This window comes from Pseudobdellovibrionaceae bacterium (assembly GCA_020635075.1).
Classification (GTDB): Bacteria; Bdellovibrionota; Bdellovibrionia; order Bdellovibrionales; family UBA1609; genus JADZEO01.
Genome location: JACKAM010000003.1, coordinates 76619 through 92388 on the forward strand (window position 1 = coordinate 76619; position 15770 = coordinate 92388).

Consider the following 15770-nt stretch of genomic DNA (forward strand, 5'->3'; position numbering starts at 1 on the left):
TTTCCGACTCGTCTTACGATTCAGTTTCGGAAGAGGGATCTTCTTTCTTGCCGCCGGGAACTAGGTTCTCGCGAATGGATTTGGCTTTGGCCAGTACCTTTTCAGCAAGTTTGTAGGCGACATCACCATCTTCTTCCCACTTCTGGCGCTTTTCCGCCAAAATGCGACGGACCTTTTCAAAACGGGTCGAAGTCAGATCCAGAATCTTCCGGTCCAATTCCTTCTTGGCCTGAGCCGCCTTATCACGGGCTTTTGTGGCTCTCTCTGTTAGCTTGTTGCGTAACTCGTCCAATTCCCATCCCTCGTGTCAGGGCACACAGCTAACACAGGCTGGCAAGGGTCTCAAGAAAAAGTTTCAAACCCTCAATCGCAGGTCGCGAATAAGAAGCTGGAGCTTCTGACGGCCGGCAAAGTAGTTCCACTGGGGCTCACAGAGGAGATCCACCACCTCACCAATGGGCTGAGAAAGGCCAGAAAACTGATGATCCCGTGGTGGTGAAAACCACAGGGCCTCTAAGCGATGAGGGTTCAGTCGGTCCGCCACATCTAGACGGAGATGGCCACCTCTTAACTCCCGAACTCCTTTAACCTCTAGGTTTTCCAGGCACAGGGTCACCGGTTCCCAGCCGCTGCCAAAGGGGCCAAGATGCTGGAACCAGTTCATAAACTGAGGCGTCACCTCAGACAGGGAACCTGTGGCATCGTAAAGCAGTGTTGAAGTTTCCAAAGGGGCTTCATTCAAATCGGAGTAGTACTCGGAAAAGAGCCTGTCCAATTCTTCCGCCTTGTCAGGAGAAACTTCAAACCCCGCCGCCGGCGCATGACCACCAAACTTGTTGAGAGCTGGAGAAGCAAATTCTAAGGCCTGGAGGACACTACCCGCTTCAGGACCAGGAATGCGCGCACTGCCGGTGATCTTTCCAGTTTCGGGATTTAACGAACCCACAAAAGCCGGGACACCAAGGTTTTGCGATAGTTTGGTGGCCACAAGACCCACCACACCTTTGTGGTATTTGTCTGACCACACCCACACATAACCTTGCTGCCCAAGCTCTTTCGCCTGTGCGGCCGCATCTTCTTCGGCCTCGGCCTGAAGTCTGAGGCGCATTTCATTGTTGGCCATGACCTCTGAAACCAAACGAATGGCTTCTTCAGTGCTTTCCTCCAAATAGATATCCAGGGGAAAAATTCCGGTTTCCATTCGGGACAGGGCATTGAGTTTAGGTGCAAAACGGATGGCCACTTCCTGAGACGTCAGCTCACGGCCCGCCAACCCCAACTCTTCCATCAACACCCGCAGACCGGGGCGCTGGGTTTGAGCCAGCTCCTTTAAACCATGTTTCACCAAAATCCGGTTTTCCCCGACCAGAGGCACCAGATCAGTCAAGGTGCCAATAACAAAGCAATCGAGGAGACTTTTGGGATCAAAATCCAGATCCATCAGCTTTAGTTCGCGAAACTTCATGCGCAAAGCCAGAACCAGATAAAAGGCCACGCCCGTGCCACATAGGTGCCCCAATTGAGAGGGGCAATGTCCCTTATTGGGGTTCACAATGGCCACGGCCTCGGGAAGAGTCTCCGCAGGCAGATGATGATCGGTGATGATCACATCCACCCCCAACTCATTGGCTCGTGATACGGCCTCATTGGCAGTGATACCCACATCAATGGTTACCACCAGAGAGACTTCATCGCGGTGAAACTGCTCAATCGCGTGGGTGTGAAGTCCATAGCCTTCTGTCAGTCGTTTTGGCTGGTAAGTCACCAGGCTTTCAAAACCGAGAAGGGACATCCCCTTTAGGAGCAAGGCCACACCAGAGGTCCCGTCCAAATCAAAATCACCGTAGAGAACGATCTTTTCCTTATCTTGAAAGGCTTGAACCAAGCGACTAACCGCCCGATCCATTCCATCCAGTTCATAGGGATTGGTCAAATTTTGCAGAGTCGGCGCGAGATGAGAGTTCACCTCCTCTTTGGAGGTGAGCCCCCTGGCCTGCAGGATCTTCCACATCAACCCCGGCATGGAAACCGGGGCTTCAAGAGATTTAAGATCTGAGCGGGGCTGCCAGCGGGTGGAAATCACGATCCGATTAGGCCGTTGCCTTCTTATTGAGAATGCCATCCATAAAGATCACCAACGGGTTGGCAACGTATATGGACGAGTAGGTTCCAACAATAATACCGATACCCATGGTAAAGGCAAAATCCTGAATCACGCCCTCGCCGATGAAATACATGGCTCCCACGGCTAACATAGTTGTAAGGGAAGTTAGAATCGTTCGGCTTAGAACATCATTGACCGCCCGATTGACAATCCACGGGAATTTCTCGTCTCTAAACAGCCCCTCATTTTCGCGAATACGGTCGAAGTTAATGATCGTATCGTTGAGAGAGTAACCAATAATGGTCAAAATCGCCGCCATCGTCTGAACATTCACTTCCCGCCCAAAAAGGGAGAAAATCCCCAAAGTCACGATGGAGTCATGGAACAAACAGAACACAGCACCTGGGGCGTATTTGTAGTCAAATCGCAGTCCGATATAAACCAGAATCAAAAGCAGACAATAGAATGCTGCCAAAACACCATTGCGCTTAAGCTCCGCCCCAACCTGAGGGCCAACCGAGTCCACGCGGCGGATGGTCGCGCCCTGAGAGGCAAAAGAATTTGTCAGTCCCTCAGTTATCTTGGCAATCAAAGTCTTGAGCAATTCATTGGTCTCTTTGTCGGTCTCGCCTTCTATGGTCTCAAGGCGAATCAAGTATTCATTGTGTTCACCAAAAGACTGTACCGAGGCTTTGTTAAAACCCATCTCATCGGTAAAGCTGCGGACCTGGCCGGCCTCGACTGCCTGGTTGAATTGAACCTGTACTTCTGTTCCACCGGCGAAATCAATTCCGTAGTTAAAACCCTTGGTGGCAATCAACACGAGGGATGCAAGTACGACTATTGTTGAAAGAACCGCAAAAGGGGTTCCCAACTTCAAAAAATCAAACTTCCCGGGGTCATTTTTACGACCTGTCTTGGGATTGTTTTGTTGTTGATGTCTTTTTCCCATTTCTTTCCTCTTATCCCTTAAACAGCCGTAATCTTTTTGACCTTCATCCAATTCACCATAATGTCCATAATTAGCTTACAGACAAAAATGGCGGTGAACATAGAGGTCAATACACCGATAATCAAACTTACGGCAAATCCACGAACAGGACCTGTTCCGTAATACATCAGAACCACGCTGGTGGCGATGGTGGTGATGTTCGCATCCATAATCGCGCTGAGAGCGTTGCCAAAGCCATCTTTGATGGCCGCCTGGATCCCGGCACCTTTGCGCAGCTCCTCTTTGATCCTCTCAAAAATAATGATATTGGCATCCACCGCCATACCAATAGTCAGAGCAATACCGGCCACACCCGGAAGCGTGAGAGTGGCTCCGAGAGAGGTGAGAATTGCCAACAGGAACATAACGTTCAAACACAGGGCGATGTTAGCCACGACCCCAAGACCGCGATAGTAGATAATCATAAAAATCAAAACCAGGATGGCACCCACCATGCCCGCCTTTTTGCCGGCATTAATGGCGTCAGCACCTAAGGTGGGACCAACAGTTCTCTCTTCCAGCTGCTCAAGCGCCGCAGGAAGAGCACCAGCTCTCAAGGCCGTAGCGATGAAGTTGGCCTCATTCATGGTCTCTTGGTAGTTCCGGCCACCGAGAGTGATCCTCGCCGTGGAGGTTGAAATCTTACCCTGGATCACAGGTGCACTTTGCACCACTTCATCCAAGACAATGGCCATTTGCTTATTCACATTCTTCTCGGTGATCTCACTAAACTTGCGACGACCATCAGGATTGAAGGAGAAAATAACTTCGGGCTCACCGTATTCACCCGGCCGCACATGGGCATCTTCCAGCTCGTTACCACCCAGATCGGTGTCTTTGGAAACCACGTAGGGAATTTTACCTGCTTCAAGATTGGCGGCACTCTCAGGCTTTTGGAAGACCACCACTGTGCCTTCTGGAAGCTTGCCTGCCAGATCTTCGTTGAGACGCTTGACGTAGGCTGAGTAACCCATGTTCTCTTTGCCCAAGCCATAGTTACCAGCAGCCTCCGCGTCCGAAATCATTTGCCCCAACTTCTCAGGATCAACTTCCGTACTGACAATACGGAAGTCCAAGCGAGCGGTACGATTGATGAGTTCCTTGGCCCTTTGCGCATCCTTGATACCGGGAAGCTGAACCAAAATCCGATTGTCCCCTTGGGCCGAAATGCTGGGCTCTGCCACACCAAATTCGTCAATCCGGTTGCGGATCACTTCAATGGCCTGATCAATCACCTGCTTTTTGTACTCACGAACGACATTGTCATAATAACGAAGGGTGACCTTGGTGCCATCAGTCTCAAGGATCTGTAAAGTCGCAGGATAAAACTCCTCGATGTACTTCTCCAAACTGGCCACATCGGCATCGGTCTTTAACATCACATCTAGACGAGTCTTGTCCTCGTCCTGAGATTTCACACTCTCAAAGCCCACTTTCTTGTCCGCCAGCTCACCCTGAAGGCTTTTGGCCAAACGGTTGGTCTTTTCGACAATGACGCCTTTGGTGTCCACACCCATCACTAGATGGAGTCCACCCTGAATATCCAGACCGTAGACGATCTTCTTTTTGGAAAACCACCAGTCTTCATCGCCAAAGTTGATAAAGTTAGGCATAACCCAGGCCAACCCAATCAGGATGGACAGGATAAAAATACCCACACGGGCTTTGATACTTTCAATCATTTTGCTTCCTCACTCACGGGGCCTGAAATTTGCGTCCGCAGAATCCGCAAGCGCACACCATCAGAGACTTCAAGTGTGACGAACTTGTCGGTTAGGCCCTCTATGGTTCCGAAGATCCCACCGGATGTCAAAACGGAATCGCCACGCTTTAGAGCTCCCAGGAACTCTTGCTGCTTTTTGGCGCGCTTCTGTTGAGGACGAATAATCAAAAAGAAGAAAATGATGAAAATAAAAAGAAAGGGCATCATTTGCTCAAGGAATCCAGGCGCCGCTTTGCCGGCAGCCGCTTGAGCCATAGCCAACTGACTGAACATATTTACCTCCGCGTCTTTCGGGTCCACAAATGACCATTTGAGGGGGCAAAAATCAACGACGAAGTGCGGAAAATGACTGGGGAAAAATCCCGCCTAGGCCTTGGCATCGTCCCTGACGAATCGCGTTAAGCAGTCGTCCCGGTAGGCAGGCCAACGGCCTTCGCGAATGGCCGCCCGAGCCTTGTCCATAACCTGGCAATAGAAGTGAAGATTATGGATTGTATTGAGCCTGGAGGCGACGATCTCCCCACTCATGAACATATGGCGAAGATAGGCCTTGGAGTAATTCTGGCAGGTGTAACAATCGCATTCCGGATCCAGGGGCCCTGGGTCCTCTTTGTACTGCTGGCGTTTAATGTGAACTTTACCCTGCCAGGTGAAAAGTGTTCCATTGCGCGCCGTGCGCGTGGGCATCACGCAATCAAACATGTCGATGCCTGAGTCTACGGACAAAACCAAGTCAACCGGTGTTCCAACACCCATTAAATAGCGCGGCTTGTGCTTCGGCATCCTCGGGCCCACCACTCGCACCAGTTCGTGCATCAAATGAATGGGTTCACCCACACTGAAGCCACCAAGGGCATAACCCGGTAACTCCACACTGGTGATCTGCTCAAGACTCTCCATGCGTAGTTTTGCGTCCAATCCCCCTTGTACAATTCCAAACAAGAGACTTTCCTTGCGGGTCATGGCCTCTTTACAGCGCAGAAGCCAGCGATGGGTAAGATCCATGGACTCCTTAAGTTTTTCGGGTGTCGATGGATGGGCCGGACATTCATCAAAGGCCATGATGATGTCGGATCCCAGGGCCATTTGGATCTGCATGGATTTTTCTGGGCTGATGAAGTGCTTGGCGCCATCCAAATGACTGCGGAACTCCACGCCTTCTTCAGTGATCTTGCGCAAACCAGAGAGTGAAAACACCTGAAAGCCCCCACTATCCGTCAAAATGGGCTTGTGCCAGTTCATGAACTTATGAAGACCACCCAGACGTTCAATGGTCTCCTCACCTGGTCGCAAATGCAGGTGGTAGGTGTTACCTAAGATGACCTGGGCGCCGATTTCCACCAACTCCTCAGGGAGCATGGCTTTGACACTGGCCTTGGTTCCCACAGGCATAAAAACGGGAGTTTCGATGGCGCCATGAAAGGTCTGCAGCCGCCCGACACGGGCTTCCTCCTGCTGATGAAGCAACTCAAACTGGCCTAATTCCGCTGCCATAGACTTAAATCCCCATAACTGAATAATCGAAACTTGTTTTCCACCGCCCATTCATAGGCACTGAGTGTCTTTTCTTTGCCGGCAAAGGCGCAGACCAAGGCCAACAAGGTGCTCTGAGGTTGGTGAAAGTTGGTCATTAACACATCTACCACCTTAAACTCAAAGCCCGGGCGAATAAAAAGGTCGGTCTCTCCCGCCCAGCCCTCAGGCCCTTCTTGGAGTTTGCCCCGAGCCCAGGATTCGATAGTTCGTGTGGCGGTTGTCCCCAGAGCCCACACCTTTCCCCCGCGGCGTTTTGTGTATTCGATCGCCTCAACCGTCGCTCGCGGGATGAAACACCATTCGCTGTGCATGGGGTGCTCATCAAGATTTTCAGACTTTACCGGCAAGAATGTGCCAAGCCCCACATGAAGGGTGACCCAACCAATTTGCACACCCTTTTCCTGCCAGGATTCCACGTCTTGTTTGGAAAAATGGAGACTCGCCGTCGGCGCCGCACAACTCCCTCTCACCTTCCACCAATCAGTTTGGTACCAGGCCTCTTCGGTCTCACGATTGTGACGCTCACCTCTGGCCTTTTGAATGTACGGGGGCAGGGCCAACTCGCCAAAGCGGTCAAAATACTCATCCTGCAAGGGCTCGCTCAACTGCAACTTTTGCGGCAATCCTTTGGCGATCAGTTTAGCCCGCAAGTTTCCCGGTAAAGCAATCTCGGCACCCCGCTTGTAATTACGAGCCGGAAACAGCACCTGCCAAACCAAGGGTTCTTCCTGGCGAATAAAGAGAATTTCCAAACCCTCATCAGTAAAAACCCGGCAGGGAATCACTCCGCTGTCATTGAGAATCAAAGTGTCCCCTGGCTGGAGGGACTTCTTCACCTCTTCTAAAGATGCTTCGCGCCACTTGTCATTATTATCCACCCACAAGACACGACTGTCGGTCACTGGCTTCTGCGCCACCAACTCTTCGGGGTAAGAATAGGATAATTCGGATGTTTTCATGTCTGCATCGATATAGCTGTAGACCCTTCGAGTGGCAAAGAGTTTGGGATGAAAATTCTCATCGGCGGATTGGAAAATCTCAACTCTCGGTCCTTCCATTCGATCTGATAGATACTTATCTACAATTTATCCAATCATAACCCCTTGATCGAAGGAGCCCCCATGAAATACGCCCTGATTGCGGCATTGAGCCTATTTGGCTTTTCAGCAGCAGCGATGACCCAAACCGAAGTGCAAAAGTGTGACTACACAGTGATGCAAAACGTGTCCGAGCTTGGTTCATTTGCCATGGTCCAAAGAAAGATCGACATGAATGAGTACCAGGCCTTTGGTGAAAGCCTGATTGCGGCGATGCAGTCTTCCGCTACCTGCGAGGAAATGGACGCCAAGCTGATTCTTATCGGAACTGAGCTGGCTAAGAAGCATTACCCCAATATGCCCATTGATTTTCGCACGCCTGCTGGCGAGTGATCCTCGCCTAATTCTGGGAGCCCTCACCGATAGGGCTCCCAAATATTCCGTCTCATTTTGAGACAAACCTCCGAGAAACATCGCAAATCGAGACAATCCAGCTACAATAAAGACTCTGGTTGGGTGTTTTCATGAAATCTAAGATGCAAAATAATGTGGGCCTGTGGGCTCTCGTGGTGGTGGTGTTTTCTTTTACTGGCTGCGGTGCCTATGAGAGCCGGTATGTGCGACACCAGTCGAGCCTCTGTGAGGAGAATCCCTCCGCTCCCGGCTGTCAGGTGGAAGTCAAAAAGCTCTCCTGCCAATTTGCCGGCAAGGAGGTGGCCCATGGCCAGCAGGTGGAGGCCTTCTTCAGCAGCGACGTGGACTGGGGCAAAACCTGCACCAGCGAAGTCCGCAGCTGCGATGACGGCAGCCTATCGGGAACCGCTGGCTTTGCCGACTGTCAGGTTTTAAAGCCAAAGTTTGACCTGTCCCTGTCCCAAATCACTGCAGACAACATGCGTGGTCGCCCGGAAGTGGAAACCCAGGTTGGTTTTATGGGTGGAGGAAATCCCCAGTCACGAGGACTGATGACCTTGGCGGATGGCTCCCAGTGGTTTGTGGGCAACAAGCAGTCGGAAGTCTGTCACTATGTGAACAACTACTGTGTGTTTGAAACCAATCAATACTACAAGAAGTCAACGGCCGGGGAATGGACACTCATGTCTGAGCAGGAAAACCTGCCCGCTGTTCAACAGCGACCATCGAGCCTCTCGGATGGAACCAAGATCTTTTCCTACGCACTGGTCAGCGCCACCCCCTTCCCGCTGCAGGAATGTGTGCTCAATACCAATGATCTCAATGACAAAACCTGCGCTCCTGTCCAAGTGGAAAGCGGCCAATTGGCATTGGATTCCACCACCACTTACCTCGGGACGGCCATAAATCCCAAGGGTGTGCGCGTGGTTTGGTGGATGACCTTTGGCCCCAACCGCACCGGTGGCCAATTCTCCTACATCTATACCGATACCAATCAGCAGTGGCTGGGACCAATCACCACTGAACTCGGCACCTACAATGATTTGGGTTTCATTCACCCCACTTTTGTCGCCGACGACCGCATGATCATTCACGGCCAGTATTCCCAAGGTGACTATGCTGACCCGGACAACTTTGTTGTGCGCGCCGCCTGGGGAAGTGTGACCTTAGGACAAACTATTCAAATTCAAAACTACCCGGACTTCGAGGACTTTAAGCCCGAGAGAAACACCGATGTTTGGGTCGACCCTACCTCAGGTGCCGTTCACAGTTTGGTACGAAACGGCTGGAAAAACGTGTACTACTATCAGGCAAAGCCTGAAGACTTACCCCAAGCTCAGTTCGCTCTCGCCGACAGTTTTCGTGCACGTTTTCAGTTTTCCGCAGTGACTGGCTATTTGTACTTAGCAGTTGGCGGCATCACCGAGGCAAAAGTGTACCGATTTGACCAGGATCTATCCCAACCATTGAGCCTCGCAAAGAGCGAAAGCAAATCGGTCCCCATGGAGGCCGCGGACTTTTCTCCCCTCACCGGCATCTACAATTCAGCTTCAGCCTACTCAGTCGCTAACGACAACAAACGGGTCGCCTTCGGCCTGTGTGGCTCCTTCGGGGTGCGTGACAACGAGATTTGGGAGCTGTTGATCAAGGAGATTTGATCGGCGCATAAACTGGCCCCCTTAATTGTTAATTCACGAAATCCTTTATCAGAGGAATGTCTTGGGGATTGGACCTCGCGCTTCAAGTCCATCCGTCGCACCAAGTGAGCGACACGCGGTTTTGTGAATTAACAATTAAGGGGGCCAGTTTGGAAAATCATTATCTACTTTTGGGTATTGGACCTCGCGCTTCTGTGCGCTCGGTGTAGACTTTCGCTTGTTGCCGCCCCATCCAATTGGGATGGGCTCGTCAACTACGCTCATCTCCTCCACCAAATTTTCGTTCGCCCTGCGGGCTCTGCGAAAATTTGGTGCGCCGGACTGGACTTGAACCAGCACGATCTTGCGACCGCCAGCCCCTCAAGCTGGTGCGTCTACCAATTCCGCCACCGGCGCATCTGAGGGCCCTAAAATTGAGCAGCTAAGATAATCGGGCCCATATCCCCTGTCAATCACAGCTCTTTCCCTTTCAATCAGCCAAAACCACCCAAGCCTGACTCAAAATGAGACGAGCCATTTTTCCTGAAACGATCCATAGGCCAATTGCGTCATACCCATTGAGAGGTGGTGATTAAATTCGCTCGCACCACCCCTCCCTCGGGTAACCGGGGAAATTTTGACGACAACCCACCAGGCGAGGCATAGGGTCTCGCCTGTTTTATTTGGCCAAGAGCAAAATTTACAACTGCCACCGGGCAATGGCCATCCCCCCATCAATCTAATAAACAGACCCTGTATCGGGGACCAGAAAAATTGAGGGGGAAATATGTCATCCATTAAGCTTCTTATGGGTCTGTGTGCATCCATTTTAATTCTGCAAACTGCTGCAGGCATGAGCGATCCCGTTCCGCTCGGGCAGGTCACGCCCGCCGAAGTGGCCGTGGAATTTCAGAAGTCCATGTCCTCTTCCCTCAAAGGTTGTTTGGCCCGCTGGGAAAAAGAAAACAACAAGGTCGGACAAAATCTCATCACAAAGGAAATCGTCTCTCAGTTTCGCAACAGTGGATATCCAAATGGCGGTTCATCAAGACTCCCTCACTGTCAGGACGCCTATGATCTTGGTGACGCTGTAATAGCCATGCTCAAGAGACGAGGAAAAACCTCGGTCCACACTCGCACCATGGTTCGTTGGTTTAAAGAAATGGCTCTTGAAGATCTGGCTAATCACATTGATAGCAATGGCTTCATCAATAAAAAGGCTCCCTACAGTCTGCTTTTCTACGGCTCAATCAACCGCGCTGAGAACCAAAAAGTAGAGAAGACTTTTAAAGTTCCCGGCTCCATGAACTACAAATTCCTGCGCACCACCTGGAACAAAGTGGGTTCCGGCACCACTCTTGATCAGGGCTTTTTCAATCCTGTTCAATTAGACCCTGCTGTCATTGAAAGCGACCAACTCTTTAGTCACTTGCGCAAAGCCTTTGATCTTCGCCGCATCTCTTATGTCTCCGCCGGCTTCACAGCCATCGAGGACTTCTGGAACTCCCATGAGGGCCCCGAAGGAGACAAGGAATTTGCACCCCTAGCCACCGCTCTCAAGGAGACCGCCATTCTCAAGCGTTTCTATTTCGCTGGCGGAGAAGAAGATCCCTTTCCCTGGAGCCGCAATATATTGATAGTGGTCGATGAGCACCACCAGGCCTGGGGATTCTATATGGGGTATTCCGAGTAAATCCAGTTATTCAAATATGTTAGAGCTGTGAAGGCCTTCCTGTACGGGAAGGCCTTTTTGCATTTGCACCGAGTCATTAACCCATCGATGGATCCTGCTTGTCCCAATGAATGAGAGCTGCACGGATGCGGCGGTAAAAATCGGGAAGCACGGACGCTTCCTGTGGGCCTCGCCCAAGGACGGGTCGAGGAAGAGGGGGACCAAATGGCTTTGAGCGAATTGGTTCAGATAACAGATGAGCTCAGTCTTCTAGCGGAGCGCCTCAAGGACGAGACGCACGCTGAAACCCGAGCTTGGATTCACCGGCGAGCCTTTTATTTGCTTCGCCAGATTATGGAGGCAAGTGATCATGAGTGACTCTCTACTGATCACCATCTTCTGTGTCCTATACGCCATCACTGTTCTGTCGTCTTTTGTACTGATGACGGGACCACGAGCTGCAAAAGTTCGCTGGCGCAGTCACCAGCAGCGCGAAGAGGACTAGAAGCCTTTCTTAAATTTTGAATTTCGATTGAGTTTTGCATGGTGCAACTACCCCATTACTGCGTTCCCCATGCGAGCCGCCGGGCGAAAGCCCGGCTTTTTTTAATTCCAGGCCGCTGTCTCGGCTCTTTCAACCGATTCCACTTCAATGCGAATTTCATCGTCTGAAATCTCTGTGGCTTGCTTGCTGGCCTCTGATGAAGGATTGCCTCTGCTAAAATCAATGTCGTCAAAGGGCTCATCGCGACCGCTTGATGGCTGGGGCCGGGTCGGCTCAGGAGCCACTAAGTCCCTCGCCACCTCCTCCAGTTCTTCACCATCCTCTTCTGCAACAATGTTGCTGTCCTTTTCATACTTTTCAATCAAAGCCGACATCTCCTGGGCGTCCTTTGATTTGGTGAAGACTTCCAGGCCCACGGCCTGACTGCTCCAGCCCAGCAAGGCCACAGTCAATGCACATAGATAGTTGATATTTTTATGAAAATACTGAGAACCCTGGTTCATTGTCATTCCCTCCAATGGAATATAACCAAGAAATTGAAGCACACTTCACCCATACAGACGAAGGGACGGGACTCTCTGTTTCAAAAAAAGAAGCTCAATCCTGGCACCCTCTGAGGAAACCACTTATGCTGAATGTTCATGATTTCAGTCTCTTACCTTTCAGCTCGATTCTCGGCCCTGGCTTTGGTTGCTTTGGTTTTCATCCCGGGTCTTCACGCTGAAGAGGTGGGGTCCTCTCAGGGTACTCTCGGGGCATCTGAGCCCCTTAGGCCTCCCAGCCGCATCACCATTTTCCCCTATCTCGGTGCCTCCCTTTTTGAACTCAAAGGAGACATTGGCACATCCAAAGCATCTCTCAATCAACGGGGAATGGGTGGAATTGGCATCGAAGTGGGCAAAGGCAGGGTTCGCTTTGAATCTGGGCTCGGAGTTCTCCAGTCCGGAACTGCCGGTAACGGCAAAGCTGGAATTTTGCCCTTTAATTTTCAATTGCGCTCCAACTTTATCACTCTGCCCCTTCTCGCTAAGATTCATTTCTTCTCCGATACCTTCTCCAGTGCTTTTTTAAAACTCGGCTTTACTGCCGCCTATCTCGCTCAATCAGATTTTGAAGTCGCCGCTCTCGGCCGGTCGGCCACCGAAGATGTGCGCAACAAAGCCAACAACTACGACTGGCTATTGACCGCTGGGTTTGGTGGACGATTTTATCTTTCTCAATCCTGGGATTGGATTTTGGACACCACTTTTTATCGGGGTCAGGTCGATGCGACTAAGGCAGATGGGAAGTCGGTGTATCAGGGGTTTACTCTGTCCACCGGTCTCGCCTATCGCCTCCCAGACGAATAAAAAGGGGTCATCTTCTTCGTTGGCAGCGTCTCTCCCTTGTGCGGCGTACATCTATGTACGCCTCCGCACTCGCTCCTTGCCGCCTCGAATCTGACCCCTTTTTATTCGTCTGGTGCTATGAGCTTCTCGGGGAATCTTCTGCGTTGCCTTCGTCACTCCCCTATCCTGCGTACATCTGTGTACGCCTCCGCGCGCTCCTAGCGGTAAAGTTCGCAGAGACGCTGGAGGTTGAACGGGGACTTGCGGATCTCACCTCGCTGGGGCCAAATCTTGATTCGCGACATCGGCTGATTGTCTCCGGTGACCAAGTGGAGCATAGTCCGAAAGTAACCATGGCGGTCGGCATTGTCTTCCGTGCCCGCTAGGTAATGGAGTAATGGGGTGACCATCGATTTCTTTTGGGGTTTCAACATCTCCCCCCAAGCCATCTGAACTAGAAGATCTCGATCGATCTGACTAAAACTGCTTTTGATCTGGCCAACAGTGAGATCCCGGGAAAGCTTGTACTCCGCCACTTTGCACTCAAGTGCCTCGACGGATTTGGTTGCCAGTAGAATTATCGCCAATAAAAAAAATGCTCTCACTACCTGTCCCCCTTACAGCTTAGGTTCATGCGCACACGAATGCCATTTCGTGATGCTGGCTCCACTTTCAGACGTTGTGCCGGAGCCCGTGACTGGGTCGCCAAGAACTCATCTGGGACGGTGACCAGATCCACACATTCCAGCTGAGACAATCTTCCCACCAAATCCGCTGTTTGCAAAGGATCATAGATGCAATCCACATCCTTCAGGCTCACATCCTTGGCAAACAGGTCCATGTATTCAAACATGATGGTTTTCTCCAAGTCAGCTTCGGTCAAAGCTACTACTTTTTTCGCTTGATTCGGCACTGACAGTTCCGACCCGATGGTCTCGCAATTTGAAGAGTCATTGGCCTCCCCCAGCTGCCGACACTTTGCCAGCAAACTCTCAAGTTTTTCTGAATTCATCTCGATGTCTAGATCTCTGGATTGACGAACTTGGGCGTCGTACTGAATCACCCATTGCATTTCTAGATTCATCCTTGAAGCCGAACAAGTCTCGACTACAAGACTCAAACTCCTCAGATAGGCTTGAGCCCTCTGCTTTCTTTGTGCTTTTTCCTTTTCCAGGACAACATCAGTCCTATTCTCTTCCAGCCAACGATCACGAAATCTCGTGCTCACCTCCCCCGATGCTTGGCGGTCGAGCCCCCTTGCTTTGCTTGCTGAAGAAAGGGAGCCAAGAGTATTGAATGCTCCCTTTATTCTTTGTTTCCAAGTCCACTTGTCGGTGTCGATAGGAAGTTCGCGATTGACTCCATGTTGTTTAAAATACTGCTTTTGATCCTCACGGTCCAACAGACAAAGGGGATGATGAAAGGGGTAATAAGTTTGAAGGTTGCCTGTGGTCCGGCCAAAGTCCACCAATACACTTTCCCCATCCTGCTCCAGGGCCTTGCCATCGGCAACTTTGGAAATGCTGTCGATGCAAACATCTTGTCTGGTTCGACAATCAAAGGCCTTGACCTTGAGGCTTGGATGGGTTTTTTCGCGCAACTCCTCCTCGCCGATCCAGCCTCGGGCTCCAAACTGATCTTCCAAAAGGACATAGGGTTTTAGTTCGCCATTGACGTTGCGGCCGACGACCCTGTAGGCCCCAGTCAAATCAAAGGCCGACGGCTGATTCGTCAGCTGATCGTACCAGCGATGATAAAAACGAGTGGTCATTCTCTTGGGAAGAGTGACTTTGTCATTGAGCAGTGGGTATCTGACTTGTACAACCTGCTCCTCAAAACTCTCCGGGGGCAAAGCCCTTGATTTCCCTTCCGGAGGAAGGCCAAATTCAATTGCTTCTTCGATCACCGACATATTTCGCAAAACAAAGCGCCCAAAGTAGTTTGGTTGCGGCACACCCTTATGCTTCCTTCGACGCTTAGCCCTCTCCTCGGGTTTGCCAATGTTGTAAAGGGTGGCCAGAAGTTCCGGCTTGTCCTTCACGCTAAAGCCCTCAGTCTCATACACATCTTGAACGTCTCGCATGGCTCCGGCCACGTAGTAAAGGGACCCTTCCGCCGTAAGGACGTCACGACGAACAAGACTGAGAGATCTTTCCTCGCGCCCATCAAGTCCCGCCAAAACACGTTCGCTTTTCATGGCCGAAAAATCATAGAGCTGACCTAAACCGAAAGAGAACTTCCTTCCGGCCACTTCGTAGGTCCCTCGGCTGGCCAGCCAGGTTTGGATCTGTTCGTCCAAGCCAGAGTTCATGGTATTCTCCGCCAAGACAGCGCCCGCAATGGCTCTCGGGTCAACTTTGTATCTCTGCCCAAGAGTTTTGATTTCATTCTTGAGCTCACGAAGGAGAGCAACAATGCGAGGACTTGGGGCTAAAAAAGCCCGCTGGTCGAGGTCTTCTTCCTCTCTTGCAACCCCAACGGCTTCAAACAGGAAGAGAATAGTGATGACGATCAAAATACGGTGTACCACTCTTTCTCATCGGGATTTCAATAGCTTAACTAGACGGAGCCTAGGTCCAGTCCTTAGGCCCTGCAGCAGTAAATTGCCAACAGCCTCGGCCACTACTAGTTCTTACCGCCTATATCTGGAATGACCAATTCGTGAGCGTTCCTCTCAGGATTCGCACACATGGCATAAAAGGGTATAGTTGACCACTTGCTTGCGCCGAGGCCACAACTCGTTCTACCCTTAACGGGTTACCCGAATGATTCCTGCACGGGAAACGTTCTTTTATGCAACGACCAACTAAGCTCAGGTTAGTA

At 51.1% G+C, this 15770-nt stretch carries 15 protein-coding genes and 1 tRNA gene; 5 read left to right on the forward strand and 11 right to left on the reverse strand.

The features are described from left to right. Window positions 1–13: 13 nt before the first annotated feature. The 7 genes from H6624_14810 to queA all read right to left on the reverse strand — a co-directional run bounded on the left by H6624_14810 (window position 14) and on the right by queA (window position 7412). The gene (locus H6624_14810; protein MCB9085615.1) at window positions 14–292 is read right to left on the reverse strand and encodes a hypothetical protein; all 279 of its coding nucleotides are present in this window, start codon (window positions 290–292) and stop codon (window positions 14–16) included. 63 nt (window positions 293–355) lie between these two features. Then, entirely contained in the window at window positions 356–2122 is a 1767-nt protein-coding gene (recJ, locus tag H6624_14815) for a single-stranded-DNA-specific exonuclease RecJ (GenBank protein MCB9085616.1), read from the reverse strand. Further along, complete coding sequence (gene secF / locus H6624_14820; GenBank protein MCB9085617.1) at window positions 2091–3056, reverse strand: protein translocase subunit SecF; 966 nt, start codon at window positions 3054–3056, stop codon at window positions 2091–2093. The genes recJ and secF overlap by 32 nt, the downstream gene beginning before the upstream one ends. A gap of 17 nt (window positions 3057–3073) precedes the next feature. Further along, the gene (gene secD, locus H6624_14825; GenBank protein MCB9085618.1) at window positions 3074–4774 is read right to left on the reverse strand and encodes a protein translocase subunit SecD; all 1701 of its coding nucleotides are present in this window, start codon (window positions 4772–4774) and stop codon (window positions 3074–3076) included. Then, window positions 4774–5091 carry a preprotein translocase subunit YajC gene (gene yajC / locus H6624_14830; protein MCB9085619.1) on the reverse strand — a complete coding sequence of 106 codons (318 nt, stop codon included), beginning with the start codon at window positions 5089–5091 and terminating at the stop codon, window positions 4774–4776. Before yajC ends, secD begins: the two co-directional genes overlap by 1 nt. A gap of 93 nt (window positions 5092–5184) precedes the next feature. Then, the gene (gene tgt, locus H6624_14835) at window positions 5185–6312 is read right to left on the reverse strand and encodes a tRNA guanosine(34) transglycosylase Tgt (protein MCB9085620.1); all 1128 of its coding nucleotides are present in this window, start codon (window positions 6310–6312) and stop codon (window positions 5185–5187) included. After that, window positions 6297–7412, reverse strand: coding sequence for a tRNA preQ1(34) S-adenosylmethionine ribosyltransferase-isomerase QueA (gene queA, locus H6624_14840; GenBank protein ID MCB9085621.1), 1116 nt, complete (start codon window positions 7410–7412; stop codon window positions 6297–6299). Before queA ends, tgt begins: the two co-directional genes overlap by 16 nt. A 63-nt stretch (window positions 7413–7475) precedes the next feature. Here queA and H6624_14845 point away from each other — a divergent pair, with 63 nt between their 5' ends. Next, window positions 7476–7784 (forward strand): hypothetical protein, encoded by a 309-nt coding sequence (locus H6624_14845; protein ID MCB9085622.1) that lies wholly within the window; start codon window positions 7476–7478, stop codon window positions 7782–7784. 131 nt (window positions 7785–7915) lie between these two features. Beyond that, window positions 7916–9463 carry a hypothetical protein gene (locus tag H6624_14850; protein ID MCB9085623.1) on the forward strand — a complete coding sequence of 516 codons (1548 nt, stop codon included), beginning with the start codon at window positions 7916–7918 and terminating at the stop codon, window positions 9461–9463. A gap of 309 nt (window positions 9464–9772) precedes the next feature. Here H6624_14850 and H6624_14855 read toward each other — a convergent pair. After that, window positions 9773–9859: transfer RNA gene (locus tag H6624_14855), tRNA-Leu, on the reverse strand. A 370-nt stretch (window positions 9860–10229) separates the two neighbouring features. Between H6624_14855 and H6624_14860 the strand changes: the two genes are divergently transcribed. Both H6624_14860 and H6624_14865 read left to right on the forward strand, forming a co-directional pair. Next, on the forward strand, window positions 10230–11135 hold the full coding sequence (locus H6624_14860) for a hypothetical protein (protein MCB9085624.1): 906 nt from the start codon (window positions 10230–10232) through the stop codon (window positions 11133–11135). 204 nt (window positions 11136–11339) lie between these two features. Beyond that, window positions 11340–11492 carry a hypothetical protein gene (locus H6624_14865; protein MCB9085625.1) on the forward strand — a complete coding sequence of 51 codons (153 nt, stop codon included), beginning with the start codon at window positions 11340–11342 and terminating at the stop codon, window positions 11490–11492. A gap of 228 nt (window positions 11493–11720) precedes the next feature. On the opposite strand, the gene H6624_14870 is transcribed toward H6624_14865, so the two are convergent. Beyond that, the gene (locus H6624_14870) at window positions 11721–12122 is read right to left on the reverse strand and encodes a hypothetical protein (protein ID MCB9085626.1); all 402 of its coding nucleotides are present in this window, start codon (window positions 12120–12122) and stop codon (window positions 11721–11723) included. A gap of 138 nt (window positions 12123–12260) precedes the next feature. On the opposite strand from H6624_14870, the gene H6624_14875 reads away from it, so the two are divergent. Continuing rightward, entirely contained in the window at window positions 12261–12968 is a 708-nt protein-coding gene (locus H6624_14875) for an outer membrane beta-barrel protein (GenBank protein MCB9085627.1), read from the forward strand. A 197-nt stretch (window positions 12969–13165) separates the two neighbouring features. On the opposite strand, the gene H6624_14880 is transcribed toward H6624_14875, so the two are convergent. Together H6624_14880 and H6624_14885 are read right to left on the reverse strand one after the other, a co-directional pair. Then, window positions 13166–13552 (reverse strand): hypothetical protein, encoded by a 387-nt coding sequence (locus H6624_14880; GenBank protein ID MCB9085628.1) that lies wholly within the window; start codon window positions 13550–13552, stop codon window positions 13166–13168. Beyond that, window positions 13552–15477, reverse strand: coding sequence for a DUF1402 family protein (locus H6624_14885; protein ID MCB9085629.1), 1926 nt, complete (start codon window positions 15475–15477; stop codon window positions 13552–13554). The genes H6624_14880 and H6624_14885 overlap by 1 nt, the downstream gene beginning before the upstream one ends. Window positions 15478–15770: the final 293 nt, after the last annotated feature.

Bases quoted from the DNA above. Each gene is read 5' to 3' on its own strand.
- recJ (MCB9085616.1), bottom strand. From the start codon at position 2,122: ATGGCATTCTCAATAAGAAGGCAACGGCCTAATCGGATCGTGATTTCC.
- secF (MCB9085617.1), bottom strand. From the start codon at position 3,056: ATGGGAAAAAGACATCAACAACAAAACAATCCCAAGACAGGTCGTAAA.
- yajC (MCB9085619.1), bottom strand. From the start codon at position 5,091: ATGTTCAGTCAGTTGGCTATGGCTCAAGCGGCTGCCGGCAAAGCGGCG.
- tgt (MCB9085620.1), bottom strand. From the start codon at position 6,312: ATGGCAGCGGAATTAGGCCAGTTTGAGTTGCTTCATCAGCAGGAGGAA.
- queA (MCB9085621.1), bottom strand. From the start codon at position 7,412: ATGGAAGGACCGAGAGTTGAGATTTTCCAATCCGCCGATGAGAATTTT.
- H6624_14845 (MCB9085622.1), top strand. From the start codon at position 7,476: ATGAAATACGCCCTGATTGCGGCATTGAGCCTATTTGGCTTTTCAGCA.
- H6624_14850 (MCB9085623.1), top strand. From the start codon at position 7,916: ATGAAATCTAAGATGCAAAATAATGTGGGCCTGTGGGCTCTCGTGGTG.
- H6624_14860 (MCB9085624.1), top strand. From the start codon at position 10,230: ATGTCATCCATTAAGCTTCTTATGGGTCTGTGTGCATCCATTTTAATT.
- H6624_14865 (MCB9085625.1), top strand. From the start codon at position 11,340: ATGGCTTTGAGCGAATTGGTTCAGATAACAGATGAGCTCAGTCTTCTA.
- H6624_14870 (MCB9085626.1), bottom strand. From the start codon at position 12,122: ATGAACCAGGGTTCTCAGTATTTTCATAAAAATATCAACTATCTATGT.
- H6624_14875 (MCB9085627.1), top strand. From the start codon at position 12,261: ATGATTTCAGTCTCTTACCTTTCAGCTCGATTCTCGGCCCTGGCTTTG.